Genomic DNA, 21290 nt, shown 5'->3' with positions numbered 1-21290 from the left:
GGACAACTAACGGAAAAAATGCTATAATCTAAGTATAGCTAAACATTTAATAATAGTTGGGCGGAAATCCCCTTACTTTAGTGAGGGGCTGGATAGCCCTAGCTTACGTCAGTAAGCTATTAATATGATATATTAATAGTTGAAAGGTGGTGAAGTAAAATGAAATCAATGAGTAAACTAGCTTATCACTTTGGGTTAAAAATGCGAATTTATCCTTCGACTAAGCAAAAGCAAATTATTCAAGTCAACTCTGATATTAGTCGCACGGTGTATAATAAGATGGTGGCGATTGACCAAGAATTATACCACTTAAAGCAAGTTAAATTGCCAATTGATACTATCCAAGCACGGATTGTTGACTTGGAGAGTCGTAAAAACGCTAGAAACATGTCTAATCACTACCAATATATGCAAGATAAACGAATTGATAGTTTGACTAAAGCTAATGCAATCCAAAACTATCAAAAGGCTTGGAAATTGTATCGGAAGGTTCATAAAGCTGGCACACCTAACTATCATAAGAAAAGTTATCGACAAAGTTATCAAACCAATTGCCAGTACGGTAAAAATAAATCCATGGATATGTTTAGTGGGTCAGTTAGATTTATTGATAAGAAGCATATCCAAATGCCCAAATTAGGTAAATTGAGAGTCAGTGGCTCATACCGTCGTATTTTAGATAAGAAAAGCGATATTAGAATCGGAACAGTAACTATCTCAAAAGATAGTGCTGATAGGTATTTTGTTTCCATGCAATTAGGGTCTGATACCCCATTCGTTAAAATCTTACCTAAAACCAATTCTCAAATCGGCATTGACCTTAATACCGAGAACTTCTTAACGACTAGTGACGGCGTAATTGTTGATAACCCACGTTATTATCGAACTATTAAGCATAAATTAGCTAAGGCTCAACGAACCTTATCACGGCGTGAATTGCGAGCTAAGAAAGAAAACCGTTCCTTACGTGATAGTAAGAATTATCAAAAACAAAGACACTTAGTAGCTAAGTTGCATGATAAAATTCGCAATCAACGAAAAAACTTCTTAAATTATCTCTCCATGGTACTTATCAATAACCACGATTTGATTGTGGCAGAGAATCTAAGAAGTAGTAATTTGTTGAAAAATCACGCTTTAGCTATGTCAATTTCTGATGTCGGTTGGCGAAGCTTTTTACAAAAATTAGAATACAAAGCTAATTTATACGGACGAATCTTTATTACCGTTAACCCAAAGAACACAACGCAAATGTGTCATACGTGCAAATTTGTAATGGGAACTGATGATACTCAAAAACTAACCCTAAAGGACCGTCAGTGGATATGCCCTCAATGTGGAGCTTTCCACATTCGTGACCACAATGCTAGTCTAAATATCTTAGACAAAGGCTTAGCTAAGTTGGCTAAATAACTCATTAAAATAGTCCGTTTGGCAACTTGCGGACTCTAATGGCGTTGGTAATTAGCGTGTCAGACTTATGATTTATCTCAGATGGATTATAAGCAGGGCTGTATCTACGCAAATTGTGATTAAAAGCCGTAAGGCTTAGCCTCACAAGCCCCTCACTTTAGTGAGGGGTAGTTGACATCAGCGGTAAATAGACCAATGTCTTTAATCATTTTAGGTACTAATTCATTGATAAGCTTAGTAGCTTCTTTTGTTGCTTCGCGTTGTGCGATCGCTGGAATGTTTAATAATAGTTGGGCGGAAATCCCCTTACTTTAGTGAGGGGCTGGATAGCCCTAGCTTACGTCAGTAAGCTATTAATATGATATATTAATAGTTGAAAGGTGGTGAAGTAAAATGAAATCAATGAGTAAACTAGCTTATCACTTTGGGTTAAAAATGCGAATTTATCCTTCGACTAAGCAAAAGCAAATTATTCAAGTCAACTCTGATATTAGTCGCACGGTGTATAATAAGATGGTGGCGATTGACCAAGAATTATACCACTTAAAGCAAGTTAAATTGCCAATTGATACTATCCAAGCACGGATTGTTGACTTGGAGAGTCGTAAAAACGCTAGAAACATGTCTAATCACTACCAATATATGCAAGATAAACGAATTGATAGTTTGACTAAAGCTAATGCAATCCAAAACTATCAAAAGGCTTGGAAATTGTATCGGAAGGTTCATAAAGCTGGCACACCTAACTATCATAAGAAAAGTTATCGACAAAGTTATCAAACCAATTGCCAGTACGGTAAAAATAAATCCATGGATATGTTTAGTGGGTCAGTTAGATTTATTGATAAGAAGCATATCCAAATGCCCAAATTAGGTAAATTGAGAGTCAGTGGCTCATACCGTCGTATTTTAGATAAGAAAAGCGATATTAGAATCGGAACAGTAACTATCTCAAAAGATAGTGCTGATAGGTATTTTGTTTCCATGCAATTAGGGTCTGATACCCCATTCGTTAAAATCTTACCTAAAACCAATTCTCAAATCGGCATTGACCTTAATACCGAGAACTTCTTAACGACTAGTGACGGCGTAATTGTTGATAACCCACGTTATTATCGAACTATTAAGCATAAATTAGCTAAGGCTCAACGAACCTTATCACGGCGTGAATTGCGAGCTAAGAAAGAAAACCGTTCCTTACGTGATAGTAAGAATTATCAAAAACAAAGACACTTAGTAGCTAAGTTGCATGATAAAATTCGCAATCAACGAAAAAACTTCTTAAATTATCTCTCCATGGTACTTATCAATAACCACGATTTGATTGTGGCAGAGAATCTAAGAAGTAGTAATTTGTTGAAAAATCACGCTTTAGCTATGTCAATTTCTGATGTCGGTTGGCGAAGCTTTTTACAAAAATTAGAATACAAAGCTAATTTATACGGACGAATCTTTATTACCGTTAACCCAAAGAACACAACGCAAATGTGTCATACGTGCAAATTTGTAATGGGAACTGATGATACTCAAAAACTAACCCTAAAGGACCGTCAGTGGATATGCCCTCAATGTGGAGCTTTCCACATTCGTGACCACAATGCTAGTCTAAATATCTTAGACAAAGGCTTAGCTAAGTTGGCTAAATAACTCATTAAAATAGTCCGTTTGGCAACTTGCGGACTCTAATGGCGTTGGTAATTAGCGTGTCAGACTTATGATTTATCTCAGATGGATTATAAGCAGGGCTGTATCTACGCAAATTGTGATTAAAAGCCGTAAGGCTTAGCCTCACAAGCCCCTCACTTTAGTGAGGGGTAGTTGACTATTGATATATGAGTTAAAGAAGCTAGTATATGAATAAGTATCTGTATTCATGTAGCCGTATTCTTTTACTCGATCAAAGAAAGCATTTAATAATAGTTGGGCGGAAATCCCCTTACTTTAGTGAGGGGCTGGATAGCCCTAGCTTACGTCAGTAAGCTATTAATATGATATATTAATAGTTGAAAGGTGGTGAAGTAAAATGAAATCAATGAGTAAACTAGCTTATCACTTTGGGTTAAAAATGCGAATTTATCCTTCGACTAAGCAAAAGCAAATTATTCAAGTCAACTCTGATATTAGTCGCACGGTGTATAATAAGATGGTGGCGATTGACCAAGAATTATACCACTTAAAGCAAGTTAAATTGCCAATTGATACTATCCAAGCACGGATTGTTGACTTGGAGAGTCGTAAAAACGCTAGAAACATGTCTAATCACTACCAATATATGCAAGATAAACGAATTGATAGTTTGACTAAAGCTAATGCAATCCAAAACTATCAAAAGGCTTGGAAATTGTATCGGAAGGTTCATAAAGCTGGCACACCTAACTATCATAAGAAAAGTTATCGACAAAGTTATCAAACCAATTGCCAGTACGGTAAAAATAAATCCATGGATATGTTTAGTGGGTCAGTTAGATTTATTGATAAGAAGCATATCCAAATGCCCAAATTAGGTAAATTGAGAGTCAGTGGCTCATACCGTCGTATTTTAGATAAGAAAAGCGATATTAGAATCGGAACAGTAACTATCTCAAAAGATAGTGCTGATAGGTATTTTGTTTCCATGCAATTAGGGTCTGATACCCCATTCGTTAAAATCTTACCTAAAACCAATTCTCAAATCGGCATTGACCTTAATACCGAGAACTTCTTAACGACTAGTGACGGCGTAATTGTTGATAACCCACGTTATTATCGAACTATTAAGCATAAATTAGCTAAGGCTCAACGAACCTTATCACGGCGTGAATTGCGAGCTAAGAAAGAAAACCGTTCCTTACGTGATAGTAAGAATTATCAAAAACAAAGACACTTAGTAGCTAAGTTGCATGATAAAATTCGCAATCAACGAAAAAACTTCTTAAATTATCTCTCCATGGTACTTATCAATAACCACGATTTGATTGTGGCAGAGAATCTAAGAAGTAGTAATTTGTTGAAAAATCACGCTTTAGCTATGTCAATTTCTGATGTCGGTTGGCGAAGCTTTTTACAAAAATTAGAATACAAAGCTAATTTATACGGACGAATCTTTATTACCGTTAACCCAAAGAACACAACGCAAATGTGTCATACGTGCAAATTTGTAATGGGAACTGATGATACTCAAAAACTAACCCTAAAGGACCGTCAGTGGATATGCCCTCAATGTGGAGCTTTCCACATTCGTGACCACAATGCTAGTCTAAATATCTTAGACAAAGGCTTAGCTAAGTTGGCTAAATAACTCATTAAAATAGTCCGTTTGGCAACTTGCGGACTCTAATGGCGTTGGTAATTAGCGTGTCAGACTTATGATTTATCTCAGATGGATTATAAGCAGGGCTGTATCTACGCAAATTGTGATTAAAAGCCGTAAGGCTTAGCCTCACAAGCCCCTCACTTTAGTGAGGGGTAGTTGACAGTAGCTTCGTTGTCGTTATAATCAACGATCTTAAAAGACTCTTTGTCTTTTTCAAAGTTAACGGTCAAAGTCTTTAGCTTGATAGTGCTATTGTCGTCTAGCTGTCTAAATAATTGCTTAGCGTCTTCGATCATTTGACTAACACGGTCTTCAATTTCAGATTTAAAATAAAGCTGGATCGTTTGTCCGTCTTTGGTGATCCCGTCTAATGTAACAGTTGTTTCACCGTGTTCATTTTTGCCGATATTTAACTTTAATAATAGTTGGGCGGAAATCCCCTTACTTTAGTGAGGGGCTGGATAGCCCTAGCTTACGTCAGTAAGCTATTAATATGATATATTAATAGTTGAAAGGTGGTGAAGTAAAATGAAATCAATGAGTAAACTAGCTTATCACTTTGGGTTAAAAATGCGAATTTATCCTTCGACTAAGCAAAAGCAAATTATTCAAGTCAACTCTGATATTAGTCGCACGGTGTATAATAAGATGGTGGCGATTGACCAAGAATTATACCACTTAAAGCAAGTTAAATTGCCAATTGATACTATCCAAGCACGGATTGTTGACTTGGAGAGTCGTAAAAACGCTAGAAACATGTCTAATCACTACCAATATATGCAAGATAAACGAATTGATAGTTTGACTAAAGCTAATGCAATCCAAAACTATCAAAAGGCTTGGAAATTGTATCGGAAGGTTCATAAAGCTGGCACACCTAACTATCATAAGAAAAGTTATCGACAAAGTTATCAAACCAATTGCCAGTACGGTAAAAATAAATCCATGGATATGTTTAGTGGGTCAGTTAGATTTATTGATAAGAAGCATATCCAAATGCCCAAATTAGGTAAATTGAGAGTCAGTGGCTCATACCGTCGTATTTTAGATAAGAAAAGCGATATTAGAATCGGAACAGTAACTATCTCAAAAGATAGTGCTGATAGGTATTTTGTTTCCATGCAATTAGGGTCTGATACCCCATTCGTTAAAATCTTACCTAAAACCAATTCTCAAATCGGCATTGACCTTAATACCGAGAACTTCTTAACGACTAGTGACGGCGTAATTGTTGATAACCCACGTTATTATCGAACTATTAAGCATAAATTAGCTAAGGCTCAACGAACCTTATCACGGCGTGAATTGCGAGCTAAGAAAGAAAACCGTTCCTTACGTGATAGTAAGAATTATCAAAAACAAAGACACTTAGTAGCTAAGTTGCATGATAAAATTCGCAATCAACGAAAAAACTTCTTAAATTATCTCTCCATGGTACTTATCAATAACCACGATTTGATTGTGGCAGAGAATCTAAGAAGTAGTAATTTGTTGAAAAATCACGCTTTAGCTATGTCAATTTCTGATGTCGGTTGGCGAAGCTTTTTACAAAAATTAGAATACAAAGCTAATTTATACGGACGAATCTTTATTACCGTTAACCCAAAGAACACAACGCAAATGTGTCATACGTGCAAATTTGTAATGGGAACTGATGATACTCAAAAACTAACCCTAAAGGACCGTCAGTGGATATGCCCTCAATGTGGAGCTTTCCACATTCGTGACCACAATGCTAGTCTAAATATCTTAGACAAAGGCTTAGCTAAGTTGGCTAAATAACTCATTAAAATAGTCCGTTTGGCAACTTGCGGACTCTAATGGCGTTGGTAATTAGCGTGTCAGACTTATGATTTATCTCAGATGGATTATAAGCAGGGCTGTATCTACGCAAATTGTGATTAAAAGCCGTAAGGCTTAGCCTCACAAGCCCCTCACTTTAGTGAGGGGTAGTTGACAGTAGCTTCGTTGTCGTTATAATCAACGATCTTAAAAGACTCTTTGTCTTTTTCAAAGTTAACGGTCAAAGTCTTTAGCTTGATAGTGCTATTGTCGTCTAGCTGTCTAAATAATTGCTTAGCGTCTTCGATCATTTGACTAACACGGTCTTCAATTTCAGATTTAAAATAAAGCTGGATCGTTTGTCCGTCTTTGGTGATCCCGTCTAATGTAACAGTTGTTTCACCGTGTTCATTTTTGCCGATATTTAACTTTAAAATACTTGAAATATTGTTATCGTCGATACCTTGAATGTGTGTTACTGGCACAGTCGTTAAATAGTGTCGCAACGCTTCGACGTGAACAAATTCGTTCCAGTTATCGCGAATAAATTCATTTTCATTTATTAACATGTAAAAACTCCTTTTCAATAAGATATTTTAATAATAGTTGGGCGGAAATCCCCTTACTTTAGTGAGGGGCTGGATAGCCCTAGCTTACGTCAGTAAGCTATTAATATGATATATTAATAGTTGAAAGGTGGTGAAGTAAAATGAAATCAATGAGTAAACTAGCTTATCACTTTGGGTTAAAAATGCGAATTTATCCTTCGACTAAGCAAAAGCAAATTATTCAAGTCAACTCTGATATTAGTCGCACGGTGTATAATAAGATGGTGGCGATTGACCAAGAATTATACCACTTAAAGCAAGTTAAATTGCCAATTGATACTATCCAAGCACGGATTGTTGACTTGGAGAGTCGTAAAAACGCTAGAAACATGTCTAATCACTACCAATATATGCAAGATAAACGAATTGATAGTTTGACTAAAGCTAATGCAATCCAAAACTATCAAAAGGCTTGGAAATTGTATCGGAAGGTTCATAAAGCTGGCACACCTAACTATCATAAGAAAAGTTATCGACAAAGTTATCAAACCAATTGCCAGTACGGTAAAAATAAATCCATGGATATGTTTAGTGGGTCAGTTAGATTTATTGATAAGAAGCATATCCAAATGCCCAAATTAGGTAAATTGAGAGTCAGTGGCTCATACCGTCGTATTTTAGATAAGAAAAGCGATATTAGAATCGGAACAGTAACTATCTCAAAAGATAGTGCTGATAGGTATTTTGTTTCCATGCAATTAGGGTCTGATACCCCATTCGTTAAAATCTTACCTAAAACCAATTCTCAAATCGGCATTGACCTTAATACCGAGAACTTCTTAACGACTAGTGACGGCGTAATTGTTGATAACCCACGTTATTATCGAACTATTAAGCATAAATTAGCTAAGGCTCAACGAACCTTATCACGGCGTGAATTGCGAGCTAAGAAAGAAAACCGTTCCTTACGTGATAGTAAGAATTATCAAAAACAAAGACACTTAGTAGCTAAGTTGCATGATAAAATTCGCAATCAACGAAAAAACTTCTTAAATTATCTCTCCATGGTACTTATCAATAACCACGATTTGATTGTGGCAGAGAATCTAAGAAGTAGTAATTTGTTGAAAAATCACGCTTTAGCTATGTCAATTTCTGATGTCGGTTGGCGAAGCTTTTTACAAAAATTAGAATACAAAGCTAATTTATACGGACGAATCTTTATTACCGTTAACCCAAAGAACACAACGCAAATGTGTCATACGTGCAAATTTGTAATGGGAACTGATGATACTCAAAAACTAACCCTAAAGGACCGTCAGTGGATATGCCCTCAATGTGGAGCTTTCCACATTCGTGACCACAATGCTAGTCTAAATATCTTAGACAAAGGCTTAGCTAAGTTGGCTAAATAACTCATTAAAATAGTCCGTTTGGCAACTTGCGGACTCTAATGGCGTTGGTAATTAGCGTGTCAGACTTATGATTTATCTCAGATGGATTATAAGCAGGGCTGTATCTACGCAAATTGTGATTAAAAGCCGTAAGGCTTAGCCTCACAAGCCCCTCACTTTAGTGAGGGGTAGTTGACATTTAAACATCGGCAAAAATGAACACGGTGAAACAACTGTTACATTAGACGGGATCACCAAAGACGGACAAACGATCCAGCTTTATTTTAATAATAGTTGGGCGGAAATCCCCTTACTTTAGTGAGGGGCTGGATAGCCCTAGCTTACGTCAGTAAGCTATTAATATGATATATTAATAGTTGAAAGGTGGTGAAGTAAAATGAAATCAATGAGTAAACTAGCTTATCACTTTGGGTTAAAAATGCGAATTTATCCTTCGACTAAGCAAAAGCAAATTATTCAAGTCAACTCTGATATTAGTCGCACGGTGTATAATAAGATGGTGGCGATTGACCAAGAATTATACCACTTAAAGCAAGTTAAATTGCCAATTGATACTATCCAAGCACGGATTGTTGACTTGGAGAGTCGTAAAAACGCTAGAAACATGTCTAATCACTACCAATATATGCAAGATAAACGAATTGATAGTTTGACTAAAGCTAATGCAATCCAAAACTATCAAAAGGCTTGGAAATTGTATCGGAAGGTTCATAAAGCTGGCACACCTAACTATCATAAGAAAAGTTATCGACAAAGTTATCAAACCAATTGCCAGTACGGTAAAAATAAATCCATGGATATGTTTAGTGGGTCAGTTAGATTTATTGATAAGAAGCATATCCAAATGCCCAAATTAGGTAAATTGAGAGTCAGTGGCTCATACCGTCGTATTTTAGATAAGAAAAGCGATATTAGAATCGGAACAGTAACTATCTCAAAAGATAGTGCTGATAGGTATTTTGTTTCCATGCAATTAGGGTCTGATACCCCATTCGTTAAAATCTTACCTAAAACCAATTCTCAAATCGGCATTGACCTTAATACCGAGAACTTCTTAACGACTAGTGACGGCGTAATTGTTGATAACCCACGTTATTATCGAACTATTAAGCATAAATTAGCTAAGGCTCAACGAACCTTATCACGGCGTGAATTGCGAGCTAAGAAAGAAAACCGTTCCTTACGTGATAGTAAGAATTATCAAAAACAAAGACACTTAGTAGCTAAGTTGCATGATAAAATTCGCAATCAACGAAAAAACTTCTTAAATTATCTCTCCATGGTACTTATCAATAACCACGATTTGATTGTGGCAGAGAATCTAAGAAGTAGTAATTTGTTGAAAAATCACGCTTTAGCTATGTCAATTTCTGATGTCGGTTGGCGAAGCTTTTTACAAAAATTAGAATACAAAGCTAATTTATACGGACGAATCTTTATTACCGTTAACCCAAAGAACACAACGCAAATGTGTCATACGTGCAAATTTGTAATGGGAACTGATGATACTCAAAAACTAACCCTAAAGGACCGTCAGTGGATATGCCCTCAATGTGGAGCTTTCCACATTCGTGACCACAATGCTAGTCTAAATATCTTAGACAAAGGCTTAGCTAAGTTGGCTAAATAACTCATTAAAATAGTCCGTTTGGCAACTTGCGGACTCTAATGGCGTTGGTAATTAGCGTGTCAGACTTATGATTTATCTCAGATGGATTATAAGCAGGGCTGTATCTACGCAAATTGTGATTAAAAGCCGTAAGGCTTAGCCTCACAAGCCCCTCACTTTAGTGAGGGGTAGTTGACATAACCAGTTGGGAGTGGAGAATTATGGAATTGATCAAGCAAGAATACCGCAACATTTTAGTACCAGTTGATGGTTCCAAAACGGCTGAAAAAGCTTTAGAGCGTGCAACTGAGATCGCGTTACGAAATAAAGCACACTTAGATATTTTAAATGTGATCGATCTCAAACAATTTTCCGTTAGCTTTGGTGGGATGGTCGATGCTAATGGCGATGCGGTCTACCAAACATTTGAAGATGTTGAAGGCTATTTGAGTACCTTAGTTGAACGTGTAAAAAAACAAGGGCTAGAAGATGTAACGGCTCATGCACGTTTTGGTTCACCACGAGCTGTGATCGCGCGTGAATTCCCAGATGATCATGAAAATGATCTCATTATCATGGGGCCAACTGGCTTAAATCCAGTCGAGCGGTTATTAGTTGGTGCGGTAACTGATTATGTTACTCGTGCTGCTAAGTGTGATGTTATCATTGCACGTTAAGAATTAATCTATTTTCAGAGAAAGGTCAAGGATGCAAATCAATACTATTTCACTTGTGATCTATACTGCACTGATCGTTTTATCAGCATATAATTTACGCTTAGCTTGGCGTTTGTCTAAGTTACAGACTTCAGCTTTGTTGCGTCGGCCAGAGGATATTTTGCCCGATGAAAGTGCGCGTTTACAAGCGATCGATCAAGACAAGAAGAAATGGAATATTTTAGGGCGAATCTTTTTTTGGGTAGCATTGTTAGTTGCTTTTGTCGGTGAGATGGAGGAATTAGCGTTCTTTCTCAGTTTATATTCTATTTGCAATATTATTGTATTGCGTGGAAATATCGCGACCCTAAATATTTTAGTAGCTAAATAATAAGTTTGTATGTGAGGCGGAAAAAATCAAACGATACAGTATGATATTATTAGACGGACTAGCGGCTGTGATCGTCTTATTGGCGTTATGTCGGTTAGTTTCTGATCAAGCGTGGCGGTCAGTATTGTATTACTATACGATCAGTAATTATTTGATGTTATTTCCATATAATCGGCGTCAACAATTACTAACTAAGCAAAGTAAAGCAGTCGTTGAAGCAAACCGACCGTTACGTCGTTTAAAACCTAAGACAAAACGTCAAGTCGATAGTGAACTTTTAACTAATTTAGTAAAATCATTTTCGAAAATTTGTTTAGAGATAATTATAGCTCCATACTATTTTATGAGCTATTACTTTAAGACTGAAAAATAGTGGCTTCGATGAGTGAAGTCACTATTTTTTTAGGCTCTATTAAATTGATTTACTATTAATGACTGGTTGAAAAAAGGATCGAAACGGAAAAAATGCTGAGGGGAATTTGGAATGGATATGAAAATATGATGAAATTTATTTAATCTTTCGTATTGACTAATCTCCAAATGCTTTGCTATAATCTGTTTATTCTAATGTAAACTTTCAGAAAAAATTTATATAGGAGGATTTTCTATGGGTAAACTGTGGAAAAAGATGACGCATAAAAAAGATCCAAAAGAGTATCAAAAAAAGGATGCTCATCTACTTCAAGTTTTAGGCGTTAAGGACTTTTTAGCGTTAGGTGTAGGAACGATCGTATCGACCTCGATTTTCACACTTCCAGGGATCGTGGCAGCGCAACATGCGGGTCCTGCTGTGGTTTTATCATTCTTAGCAGCAGCGGTCGTTGCAGGGCTAGTTGCCTTTGCATATGCTGAAATGTCTTCTGCCTTACCATTTGCTGGTTCAGCTTACTCTTGGATAAACGTTGTCTTTGGTGAAGGCTTTGGCTGGATCGCCGGTTGGGCTTTACTAGCTGAATACTTTATTGCTGTTGCCTTTGTTGCTTCAGGACTTTCAGCTAATTTGCAAGGTCTTTTGGAACCACTAGGCTTTAAGTTACCAGTGCAGTTATCAGCAGCTTTTGGAACAAATGGTGGTGTAGTTGATATTTTGGCGATTTTAGTGGTCGTCTTAGTTGCTATTCTACTTTCACGCGGAACATCTGGTGCTGCGGCTGTTGAAAATTTATTGGTTATTTTGAAAGTAGCTGCGATCTTAATTTTCATTGCCGTTGGTGCAACTGCTATCAAAACAGCTAACTATCATCCATTTATTCCAGCTCATAAAGTCAATGCCGATGGGACTTCATTTGGTGGTTGGCAAGGGATCTATGCTGGTATTTCATCGATCTTTTTATCATATATCGGTTTTGATTCGATCGCAGCGAATGCGGCTGAAGCTAAGAATCCATCTAAAACGATGCCACGCGGGATCTTGGGGTCCTTGTTGATCGCAGTTGTTTTATTCTCAGGTGTTTCTTTAGTCTTGGTCGGGATGTTCCATTATTCAAACTATGCTGGTAATGCTGAACCAGTTGGTTGGGCTTTACGGCATGCGGGTTATCCGATCGTTGCGACAGTTGTCCAAGCGATCGCCGTGATCGGAATGTTTACTGCCTTGATCGGGATGACTTTAGCTGGTTCACGTCTGCTCTATTCATTTGGGCGTGATGGCTTGTTACCTAAGTGGTTAGGTGAGTTAAACAAGAACAATTTACCAAATCATGCCTTGGGCTTATTGTCTGGCGTTGCGATCGTTTTAGGGGCGATCTTCCCATTTGCTTTCTTATCGCAATTGATCTCAGCTGGGACATTGATCGCCTTTATGTTTGTGACGATCGGGATCTACCGCTTACGTCCACGTGAAGGTAAAGATTTACCAGTACCAGGCTTTAAGATGCCGCTTTATCCGGTCTTGCCAGCATTAGCATTTTTAGGTGCTTTGTTTGTCTTCTTAGGTTTGGATCATATGGCAAAACTTGTTACCGGGATCTGGTTTGTGCTGGGACTTTTAATTTATATTATCTACGGGATGAATAATGTAGAAGAACAAAAATAGATAAGAAAAAAGAGGCTGTGACATAAGTCTCTATCTTTAAAGAAGACCATTCGAATTTTTTGAAAATTTTGAAAAATTCGGATGGTCTTCTTTTTGTTTTTATTATTTGGTGATATTTTTGAACTACTAGTGGACATTTTCCACATGTTCAATGCCATTAACGCTATCCCCATTTGTCGATTTACCTTTTTCTTACTTCGTACGGTAAATCGAGTAAAACCCAAATAAGCCTTCAAATTACCGAAAATAGGTTCGATCTCATACTTTCTTCTACGATAGATCTTATTTTTTTCAGTATTTGAAAGGTTTGTTTTTACTTTCCCCTTGAAATATTCCCATTGTGGATTGATATAGATCTTTCTGACATTTCCTTTTTTGGTCAATGCATTTGGATCTTCTTTACGATCTTCATCGAATTTTTCAGCTTCATATACTTTAAAATTTCGTTTATAACCATATGTATCATGGCGATATGCATAGCGTTTAAAGTTAAAACGAACATTCTTTGGATCTATATAGTAATCATCTTCAGCGTTATAATGCCAATTCATCACTTTGCGCTCATCTGATCTCCAACGTTTGGTTTCTTCCTTTAACATCGTATTATATGGAATAAGGTAATCAAACACTCCGAATTTATCTTCGATAAATTCATAGTTAGGTTCAGATCCATAACCAGCATCAGCAACTATCGGACCTTGGATAACATCTGCATCCATCTTTTCTAAAAATGGGATCAAAGTACGCATATCAGTTGGATTAGGTGCGAGGGTGTAGTCCAAAGCAAATTGATTATTAGCAGCGACTTGGAGATTATAGCCAGGTTTGGTTTGACCATTTTTCATTGGATCTTCTTTCATACGCATAAAAGTGGCGTCATTGTCAGTTTTAGAATAGCTGTTTCGCTCGCCAACGATGGCAAACTGTTCAGCATATTTAGAGTTTTTCTGTTTACGCTCGCGTGTTTGTTTTAAGTATTTCTTGGCCACCCGTCGTTCCTGCTTCGCAGGATTAGGGGAGATCTTCTTAGTCTCTTCGACTTTTTCATTCAAATATTCAATTCGTTGTTCCAATCGGGCACATATCTCATCAAGTTGATCAACAGTCAGATCATCAGCAAAATCAATATTGACGATCGATTCTTTGATCTCTTTCAATAACTTTTTAGCTTTTTGTCGATTTAAATCATCATAGCGAATAGTATTTTTCTTCCAAACAAACGAGTATTTATTTGCGTTAGCAAGAATCTTAGTACCATCAATAAACACAGCCTCATCAATGAGCCCATTTTTTCGCAAATATTCTCTAAATTCAGAAAACGAACTTTTTAGCATCATCTCAATAGTATCAGAGACAACAAAGCGAGCAATAGTACGATAAGTAGGTTGGGCTTCCTGAGTCAACCACATGGCAACAACGTTTTCCCGAGCAAAACGTTCGATCTTTCGACAAGAAAAAATACCATAACTATATGCCAAAAGAACTAACTTGAGTAAGACCCGAGGTTCATATTCGAAAGGACGCCCAAAGGTATAAGAGTCATCAAAATCAATAGATTCGACTAAATGGTGTATGTAGTGTGCTTGATGATTTTTTTCAGGTTCATAGAAGGTCGCCATGTTCAAACTGAGTTGATTTATGTTATAATTGCTGTGCATGGGTTTATCTCCTTTCTTTTTTGAGGGGGTAGACTATAGGGCATCAGGGGGGTTCTGATGTCCTTTTTTATTTATAGTATACAAAAACGGTCGTAAATGAACAATTTTTAAGTCCATTTACGACCGTTTTTTGAAGACTTATGTCACAGCCTCTTTTGTTTCTAAAGGATATCAAGGCAAAATCAAAGTTGTATTTTCAAAATTTTGCAACCATTTTTTACGCTCGACGCGCTTTTTAAAAGCTTCGAGCGTATTTTTTTCAAGGTAAGCCGATGTTGGGACGATCTTTTCTGAAAATAGATCAGCTAGACCGTATGGTGCAATAAATTCAAAATTTGTTGCTGGTGAGTGGCAAATTCCTACGGCACTACAGGTTTCAGGAAAAGTTGCGATCACGTCAGCTAGCGAATCTTTACCTTGAAATTCCGGTCTATGAGGATTATTAAGTGAAATATTAGTCAATTCCCACAGATATTTAGAATGACGCTGATTTAGTTCAGTTTTACGTGTTAGATACTGTTCGTAGGATTCATTAGGATCAAGATAATAAATGTCTAAATTTCCAAGCATCAAATTGAAGGGTTTTTCTTCGCGTTCGGACCAAACTAGGTCGCGGATACTTCCGGCACAAAGAAAAGCGTCTCCAAGATGCATTTTATCTAAGATCGTAAAAACTTCACGAAATTCTGGTCTTTTCTGGATCAATGTTAACAATTGTTCATCTAATGTCATAGGTAATGCGGCTTCCTTTCAAAGTGTTTCGCATTTTTCTACAATAGCACATCAGTTTGGATTTGGCAAAAAGAAAACAGCAATCGTTTTGCTGTCAATTATCGAAGAATTGAACTAAAATATAGGCGAAGATGTAGCTATATTTTGAAAAGAGGTCTTTACAATTGAAACATTATAAAACGATCTTAGTTGGCCTGGATGGCTCAGCTAATTCACTTAGTGCCCTTGAAAAAGCTGGGGAATTAGCCCGATCTATGGATGCTAAGTTAGTTTTGGTCACTGTAGTCAAACCCAAACTCCAAGTAGGCTTTGGGGGACCTGGACTTGAGGTCAACACTTTATCAGCTGAGAAACTTGAGGTAAAACAAGAGCAGGCCCAAAAAATGCTGGCCCACTATCAAGTAAAGCTACCTGAAAAAGTTAATTATCAAGCGGTGGTCGTTATTGGTGATCCTAAGGAGATGCTAAGCGAAATACTACCAAAGAAGTATCAAGCTGAATTGGTGATCGTTGGTGCAACTGGCTTAAATAAGCTCGATCGTTTTATTTTGGGTTCAACAGTAGCGTATGTAGTTCGAAACACTAAGGCAGATATACTGGTCGTTAATGAATAGTTAAATTTTTTGATTATTACAGGCGAAACTTTTTTGTAACGAAATCTTAAAAAAAGTTTGTTAACAAATACCGTCAAAAGTGGTAAATTAGTCAAGTCAAGATTAATTTATGTTTTTTGGGAGGCTTTGTGATGGGCAATAAACTTGATATTTTGCATGAGTATCAGTTAGCGGAGCAAAAATGTGCCGAGCTCACCAATGTTTGCGAAAAATTACATGGAACTAAACGTGGTAGCCATCTGGTGGCTGTATATGATGCTAAACTAAAAGATACAAAAGACCGCCGGGATCATCTAGGTGTGATCTTAAAAGCAATGGATGCTGCTGAAGATTAGAATTTGAAAAATAATTACAGGAAGTGATATATCGCTTCCTGTTTTTTTAGTATCTGGCAGCATGGTGCAAAATCTAGCTTAAAATGATAAAATTAACAAGAGAATCAGTTTGGTAAGTGGGTGGCACGGACCCATTTTTTAGTTTAGAAAGGATTTTTGGATAGATGCCACAAAAGACAAAAAAGACGCCAATGATGGAACAATATTTGGCAGTCAAAAAACAGTATCCCGACGCCTTTTTATTTTATCGTTTAGGGGATTTCTATGAGATGTTTTACGATGATGCGGTCAAAGGAGCTCAGATACTTGAGTTGACTTTGACGACGCGTAATAAAAATGCGGTCGATCCGATCCCAATGTGCGGTGTACCGCATCATGCTGCACAAAATTATATTGATATTTTAGTTGACCAAGGCTATAAAGTAGCGATCTGTGAGCAAGTTGAAGATCCTAAAACGGCTAAGGGGATGGTCAAGCGTGAGGTGGTCCAACTAGTGACACCTGGGACGATCATCGACCAAAATGCAAGTGAAGCTAAAGAAAACAACTACTTAACAGCGCTACATGAAAAAGACGGACAGTATGGTTTTGCCTACGCTGATCTATCGACGGGTGAGATCAAAGTAGCGACTTTAACGAGCACTGAGTCGCTGCTAAATGAATTGATGAGTTTGCAGACCAAAGAAGTTGTGATCGATGATTCACTTAGTCAACCAACGCAAACATTATTAGAACAACTGAAAGTTTTGATGTCAGATCAACCAGAAGTGATGCCAAGCGCAGAAGTTTCGTATGTGAGTCAAGATCTCCAGCAGACATTAGAAAAGCAAACTGTCAAGCAATTGCTAGCATATTTGACTACAACGCAAAAACGCTCTTTAGCCCATTTACAAAAAGCCGTCCACTATGAACCATCCCACTATTTGAAATTAGATCACAATGCCCAACGTAATTTAGAATTATTGAAAAATTTACGGACACATAAAAAATCTGGGACCTTGCTTTGGCTGTTAGACGAGACTAAGACAGCCATGGGAGCTCGTTTATTGAAACAATGGATCGGACGCCCATTATTAGATCTCCAGCAGATAAAGCAGCGACAAGCGATCGTTGAAAATCTATTAGATAATTATTTTGAACGTTCAGGGATCATTGAACAATTGACCCAAGTTTATGATCTTGAACGTTTAGCTGGGCGCGTAGCATTTGGCAATGTCAATGGTCGTGATCTAGTCCAGTTGCGGACCTCGCTTGCTCATATTCCGCAGATCCGCTATATTTTAGAGCAACTAGACCAAGATATTTATCATGATTTTTTGACCGAATTAGATCCAGTCGAAGATGTTGCTGACCTGATCGAACAAGCGATCGTTGATGAACCGCCGCTATCGATCACTGAAGGGAATTTGATCAAGGCTGGCTATAATGCTCAGTTGGATGAGTACAATGATGCGATGAAAAATGGAAAGCAGTGGCTAGCTCAGTTAGAAGCACGCGAACGTCAAGTAACGGGGATCTCCAATCTAAAGATCGGTTTCAACCGCGTATTTGGTTATTATATTGAAGTTTCTAAAGCCAATGTCAAAAAGCTTCCGCAGGATCGTTATCAACGAAAACAGACGCTGACGAATGCCGAACGCTTTATCACACCTGAATTAAAGGAAAAAGAAGAATTGATCTTAGGCGCAGAGACTAAAGCCTATGAGCTAGAATATCAATTGTTCACCCAGATCCGTGACCAGATCAAAGACCAGATCAAGCGACTACAAAAATTGGCAGCTAAGGTCGCTCAATTAGATGTCTTGCAAAGCTTTGCGACTGTTAGTGAGGATAATCATTTTGTCCGTCCAAGGTTGAGCCAAAATGAGCGCACTTTGGATATCGTCGATGGTTGGCATCCAGTAGTCGAAAAAGTTTTAGGCAAGCAAAGTTATATCCCAAATGATGTCAAAATGTCTTCAAAGTTGGATATCTTATTGATCACTGGACCAAATATGTCTGGGAAAAGTACCTATATGCGACAATTGGCGCTCAGTGTGATCATGGCACAGATGGGCTGTTTTGTCCCAGCTAAACAAGCAAAAATGCCGATCTTTGACCAGATCTTTACTCGGATCGGAGCGGCTGATGATCTGATCTCGGGAGAATCAACTTTCATGGTCGAAATGAAAGAAGCTAATTTAGCTTTAAAACAGGCGACTTCAAATAGCTTGTTACTCTTTGATGAGTTAGGACGTGGGACGGCTACTTATGATGGAATGGCTTTGGCCCAAGCGATCATTGAGTATGTGCACGATAAAGTCAAAGCTAAGACGCTCTTTTCAACACACTATCACGAATTGACGGTACTCGAACAAGAATTGCCACGTTTGGCAAACATTCACGTTGGTGCAGTCGAAAAAGATGGCGAATTAGTCTTTTTACACAAGATGCAAGCTGGTCCAGCTGATCGTTCTTATGGGGTCCATGTTGCAAAACTAGCTGGTATGCCCGCAAGTTTATTGACGCGGGCCGATACGATCTTACATCAACTAGAAGGAAAAGACGTGCAAAAAACGACGGCTATGCTTAAAGAGGTCGCCCCAGTTCAAGTTGAAACTGAGGCTGATGATAGTGAAGCTCAACTTTCGCTCTTTAGCCCCGAAGTTGTGACGCCAAAGGAACCTGTTGGCAAAGAAAAAGATGTTTTGACCGAGATCTTGGATCTAAATTTAATGGCGATGACGCCGATGGATGTAATGAATGCAGTATTTAAATGGCAAGAAAAATTAAAATAGCAAGGTGAGACGAAAATGGCTAAAATCCATGAGTTAGCGACTGTTTTAGCCGATCAGATCGCAGCCGGTGAAGTTGTTGAAAGGCCAGCCTCAGTGGTCAAAGAGTTGGTAGAAAATGCGATCGATGCTAACAGTACGCAGATCGATATTTATGTTAAAGAAGCAGGTATCAAAGAAGTCACTGTGATCGATAATGGTGAAGGGATCGCTGCTGAAGATGTTCCGCTGGCATTTTTTAGGCATGCGACAAGTAAGATCAAGGATCGCCAAGACCTTTTTCAAGTAAATACACTAGGTTTTCGAGGCGAGGCGTTACCAAGTATTGCTTCAGTGGCTGATGTTTGCTTGGAGACCGCACTTCAGACTGAAACGCAGGGGACATTTTATCATGTGCGTGGTGGAGAAGTTACCGCCCATAAGCCAGCAGCCATGCGCCAAGGCACAAAGATCACAGTAACTGATCTATTTTATAATACGCCTGCTCGCTTAAAATATCTCAGTTCGCTTCAGACAGAACTAGCCGCGATCAGTGATATCGTCAATCGCTTGGCTTTAAGTCACGGTGAGATCGCTTTTGCTCTATATAACAATGGCAAGAAGATCTTGCAAACGGCGGGAAATGGCAAACTGATCCAAACGGTAAGTGCGATCTATGGGATCCAAAATGCCCGGCAGATGGTATCTTTTTTGGGAGAAGACCTAGATTTTAAGGTCCAAGGTTATGTGTCGTTGCCTAAATTGACGCGTGCTTCTCGAAATTATATCAGTTTGCTGATCAATGGCCGATATATCAAAAATAAGCAATTGCTAAAAGCAGTTTTAAAAGGCTATGGCTCAAAATTGATGGTCGGACGCTATCCTTTTGGGGTCATCGACATTCACTTGGATCCTTTATTAGTTGATGTCAATGTGCATCCGACTAAACAAGAGGTCAGGATCAGTAAAGAAGAGCAGTTAGCGGATCTGATCGAACAAACGATCTATGCGCGTTTAGCTAAAGAAAATCTGATCCCGAGTGCCTTGGAAAATCTTAATTCAAAGCCTAAGACTAAACGTGAACCTAAAGCTAAACAGTTAGACTTTACCTTAGCTGAAACAAGCGATAGTTATGAAGTAAAACCAAAGAAGAAGCGTTCGACCGCTGAGATGACCCAGGTCTTGCTGGGAAATTCTTTAGAACAGCCCCAAGAATCTGAGCCCGCTAAAGCCCAAGACGTAGCGCTAACTAAGCCAGTGATCATAGAAGATAGGCGCCAACTAGACTCTGATGCACTCAAGGCGTGGGATGAAAAATATCAAACAAAAGTACAAGCCAAGTCAATAGATACAACAGCGCTAGAAGCTGAGGCTGATGATCAGGCTAGCCAAACGCAGGTAAAAGAAAAATTTCCTGGGTTAACTTATATCGGACAACTCCATGGAACTTATTTGTTGGCGCAAGCAGCGGATGGGTTATATCTAGTTGACCAGCATGCTGCTCAAGAGCGGTGTAAATATGAATACTACCGTGAAGCGATCGGTGAAGTCTCAAAAGCGCAACAGGAGTTACTGGTGCCGATCATCTTAGCTTATCCGACGACAGATACACTGAAGATCAGTGAAAATCGTACTAAATTAGCCGAGCTAGGGATCGAGTTAGAAGAGTTTGGACAAAATACTTTTATCGTAAGACACCATCCAATATGGTTCATCAAGGGGCAAGAAGAAGATACGCTCAGAGAAATGATCGAATGGTTTTTAGCAGATCATAAATTGACAGTTGCAAAATTTCGCGAAAAAACAGCGATCATGATGAGTTGTAAGCGATCGATCAAGGCTAATCATCATTTAGACGATTTTCAAGCTAAGTCTTTATTGGATCAACTGGCTAAATGTAATAATCCATTTAATTGTCCGCATGGTAGACCGACTTTAGTGCATTTTAGCAACTCAGAGCTTGAGCGAATGTTCAAACGGATCCAAGATCCTCACCAAGGAAAACAGACCGAATTGTAAAAAATTTCAGTCAAGATGCTGTTTCTGTGGTAACATTA

Annotated in this window: 18 protein-coding genes; 14 read left to right on the top strand and 4 right to left on the bottom strand. The window is 38.1% G+C overall.

Annotation, left to right across the window (positions count from 1 at the left end):
- Positions 1–159 precede the first annotated feature (159 nt).
- The 3 genes from CPS94_RS05750 (at position 160) to CPS94_RS05740 (ending at position 4690) form a co-directional block, all read left to right on the top strand.
- The gene (locus CPS94_RS05750) at positions 160–1413 is read left to right on the top strand and encodes an RNA-guided endonuclease InsQ/TnpB family protein (RefSeq protein ID WP_112193438.1); all 1254 of its coding nucleotides are present in this window, start codon (positions 160–162) and stop codon (positions 1411–1413) included.
- A gap of 393 nt (positions 1414–1806) precedes the next feature.
- The gene (locus CPS94_RS05745) at positions 1807–3060 is read left to right on the top strand and encodes an RNA-guided endonuclease InsQ/TnpB family protein (protein WP_112193438.1); all 1254 of its coding nucleotides are present in this window, start codon (positions 1807–1809) and stop codon (positions 3058–3060) included.
- Positions 3061–3436: 376 nt separating this feature from the next.
- Positions 3437–4690 carry an RNA-guided endonuclease InsQ/TnpB family protein gene (locus CPS94_RS05740; protein ID WP_112193438.1) on the top strand — a complete coding sequence of 418 codons (1254 nt, stop codon included), beginning with the start codon at positions 3437–3439 and terminating at the stop codon, positions 4688–4690.
- Between the two features lie 152 nt (positions 4691–4842).
- On the opposite strand, the gene CPS94_RS11335 is transcribed toward CPS94_RS05740, so the two are convergent.
- Positions 4843–5001 carry a hypothetical protein gene (locus CPS94_RS11335; RefSeq protein WP_162626413.1) on the bottom strand — a complete coding sequence of 53 codons (159 nt, stop codon included), beginning with the start codon at positions 4999–5001 and terminating at the stop codon, positions 4843–4845.
- 232 nt (positions 5002–5233) lie between these two features.
- On the opposite strand from CPS94_RS11335, the gene CPS94_RS05735 reads away from it, so the two are divergent.
- Positions 5234–6487, top strand: coding sequence for an RNA-guided endonuclease InsQ/TnpB family protein (locus CPS94_RS05735; RefSeq protein ID WP_112193438.1), 1254 nt, complete (start codon positions 5234–5236; stop codon positions 6485–6487).
- A 152-nt stretch (positions 6488–6639) separates the two neighbouring features.
- Here the strand turns inward: CPS94_RS05735 and CPS94_RS05730 are convergent, their stop codons facing one another.
- Entirely contained in the window at positions 6640–7056 is a 417-nt protein-coding gene (locus CPS94_RS05730) for a hypothetical protein (RefSeq protein WP_112286408.1), read from the bottom strand.
- 140 nt (positions 7057–7196) lie between these two features.
- Between CPS94_RS05730 and CPS94_RS05725 the strand changes: the two genes are divergently transcribed.
- The 6 genes from CPS94_RS05725 (at position 7197) to CPS94_RS05700 (ending at position 13141) form a co-directional block, all read left to right on the top strand.
- Positions 7197–8450, top strand: coding sequence for an RNA-guided endonuclease InsQ/TnpB family protein (locus CPS94_RS05725; RefSeq protein ID WP_112193438.1), 1254 nt, complete (start codon positions 7197–7199; stop codon positions 8448–8450).
- 376 nt (positions 8451–8826) lie between these two features.
- Positions 8827–10080, top strand: coding sequence for an RNA-guided endonuclease InsQ/TnpB family protein (locus CPS94_RS05720; RefSeq protein ID WP_112193438.1), 1254 nt, complete (start codon positions 8827–8829; stop codon positions 10078–10080).
- A gap of 200 nt (positions 10081–10280) precedes the next feature.
- On the top strand, positions 10281–10736 hold the full coding sequence (locus tag CPS94_RS05715; protein WP_004048431.1) for a universal stress protein: 456 nt from the start codon (positions 10281–10283) through the stop codon (positions 10734–10736).
- Between the two features lie 31 nt (positions 10737–10767).
- The gene (locus tag CPS94_RS05710) at positions 10768–11106 is read left to right on the top strand and encodes a hypothetical protein (protein ID WP_004048430.1); all 339 of its coding nucleotides are present in this window, start codon (positions 10768–10770) and stop codon (positions 11104–11106) included.
- 40 nt (positions 11107–11146) lie between these two features.
- On the top strand, positions 11147–11479 hold the full coding sequence (locus CPS94_RS05705; protein WP_004048428.1) for a hypothetical protein: 333 nt from the start codon (positions 11147–11149) through the stop codon (positions 11477–11479).
- A gap of 234 nt (positions 11480–11713) precedes the next feature.
- Positions 11714–13141, top strand: coding sequence for an APC family permease (locus CPS94_RS05700; protein ID WP_004048425.1), 1428 nt, complete (start codon positions 11714–11716; stop codon positions 13139–13141).
- On the opposite strand, the gene CPS94_RS05695 is transcribed toward CPS94_RS05700, so the two are convergent.
- A complete protein-coding gene (locus CPS94_RS05695; RefSeq protein ID WP_112194538.1) occupies positions 13108–14799 on the bottom strand; it encodes an IS1182 family transposase in 1692 nt (563 codons plus the stop codon). The genes CPS94_RS05700 and CPS94_RS05695 overlap by 34 nt on opposite strands.
- Before the next feature lie 171 nt (positions 14800–14970).
- Positions 14971–15531, bottom strand: coding sequence for a nucleotidyltransferase family protein (locus CPS94_RS05690; RefSeq protein WP_004048424.1), 561 nt, complete (start codon positions 15529–15531; stop codon positions 14971–14973).
- A gap of 164 nt (positions 15532–15695) precedes the next feature.
- Here CPS94_RS05690 and CPS94_RS05685 point away from each other — a divergent pair, with 164 nt between their 5' ends.
- From CPS94_RS05685 to mutL, 4 genes are all read left to right on the top strand, one after another.
- Positions 15696–16145 carry a universal stress protein gene (locus CPS94_RS05685; protein WP_089135810.1) on the top strand — a complete coding sequence of 150 codons (450 nt, stop codon included), beginning with the start codon at positions 15696–15698 and terminating at the stop codon, positions 16143–16145.
- Positions 16146–16276: 131 nt separating this feature from the next.
- A complete protein-coding gene (locus tag CPS94_RS05680) occupies positions 16277–16480 on the top strand; it encodes a hypothetical protein (protein ID WP_010688568.1) in 204 nt (67 codons plus the stop codon).
- Positions 16481–16644: 164 nt separating this feature from the next.
- Positions 16645–19257, top strand: coding sequence for a DNA mismatch repair protein MutS (gene mutS / locus CPS94_RS05675; RefSeq protein ID WP_004048418.1), 2613 nt, complete (start codon positions 16645–16647; stop codon positions 19255–19257).
- 15 nt (positions 19258–19272) lie between these two features.
- Complete coding sequence (gene mutL / locus CPS94_RS05670) at positions 19273–21252, top strand: DNA mismatch repair endonuclease MutL (RefSeq protein WP_112286407.1); 1980 nt, start codon at positions 19273–19275, stop codon at positions 21250–21252.
- Positions 21253–21290: the final 38 nt, after the last annotated feature.

This window comes from Ligilactobacillus murinus (assembly GCF_003288115.1).
Lineage (GTDB): Bacteria > Bacillota > Bacilli > Lactobacillales > Lactobacillaceae > Ligilactobacillus > Ligilactobacillus murinus.
Note: the sequence above shows the minus strand (reverse complement) of the source record. Positions and strands in the feature narration are given on the sequence as shown.

Coding starts and splice junctions, on each gene's coding strand:
- CPS94_RS05730 (WP_112286408.1), bottom strand. CDS start 7,056: ATGTTAATAAATGAAAATGAATTTATTCGCGATAACTGGAACGAATTT.
- CPS94_RS05705 (WP_004048428.1), top strand. CDS start 11,147: ATGATATTATTAGACGGACTAGCGGCTGTGATCGTCTTATTGGCGTTA.
- CPS94_RS05680 (WP_010688568.1), top strand. CDS start 16,277: ATGGGCAATAAACTTGATATTTTGCATGAGTATCAGTTAGCGGAGCAA.
- CPS94_RS05690 (WP_004048424.1), bottom strand. CDS start 15,531: ATGACATTAGATGAACAATTGTTAACATTGATCCAGAAAAGACCAGAA.
- CPS94_RS05725 (WP_112193438.1), top strand. CDS start 7,197: ATGAAATCAATGAGTAAACTAGCTTATCACTTTGGGTTAAAAATGCGA.
- CPS94_RS05695 (WP_112194538.1), bottom strand. CDS start 14,799: ATGCACAGCAATTATAACATAAATCAACTCAGTTTGAACATGGCGACC.
- CPS94_RS05710 (WP_004048430.1), top strand. CDS start 10,768: ATGCAAATCAATACTATTTCACTTGTGATCTATACTGCACTGATCGTT.
- CPS94_RS05720 (WP_112193438.1), top strand. CDS start 8,827: ATGAAATCAATGAGTAAACTAGCTTATCACTTTGGGTTAAAAATGCGA.
- CPS94_RS05750 (WP_112193438.1), top strand. CDS start 160: ATGAAATCAATGAGTAAACTAGCTTATCACTTTGGGTTAAAAATGCGA.
- CPS94_RS05735 (WP_112193438.1), top strand. CDS start 5,234: ATGAAATCAATGAGTAAACTAGCTTATCACTTTGGGTTAAAAATGCGA.
- CPS94_RS05740 (WP_112193438.1), top strand. CDS start 3,437: ATGAAATCAATGAGTAAACTAGCTTATCACTTTGGGTTAAAAATGCGA.
- CPS94_RS11335 (WP_162626413.1), bottom strand. CDS start 5,001: ATGATCGAAGACGCTAAGCAATTATTTAGACAGCTAGACGACAATAGC.
- mutS (WP_004048418.1), top strand. CDS start 16,645: ATGCCACAAAAGACAAAAAAGACGCCAATGATGGAACAATATTTGGCA.
- CPS94_RS05700 (WP_004048425.1), top strand. CDS start 11,714: ATGGGTAAACTGTGGAAAAAGATGACGCATAAAAAAGATCCAAAAGAG.
- mutL (WP_112286407.1), top strand. CDS start 19,273: ATGGCTAAAATCCATGAGTTAGCGACTGTTTTAGCCGATCAGATCGCA.
- CPS94_RS05715 (WP_004048431.1), top strand. CDS start 10,281: ATGGAATTGATCAAGCAAGAATACCGCAACATTTTAGTACCAGTTGAT.
- CPS94_RS05745 (WP_112193438.1), top strand. CDS start 1,807: ATGAAATCAATGAGTAAACTAGCTTATCACTTTGGGTTAAAAATGCGA.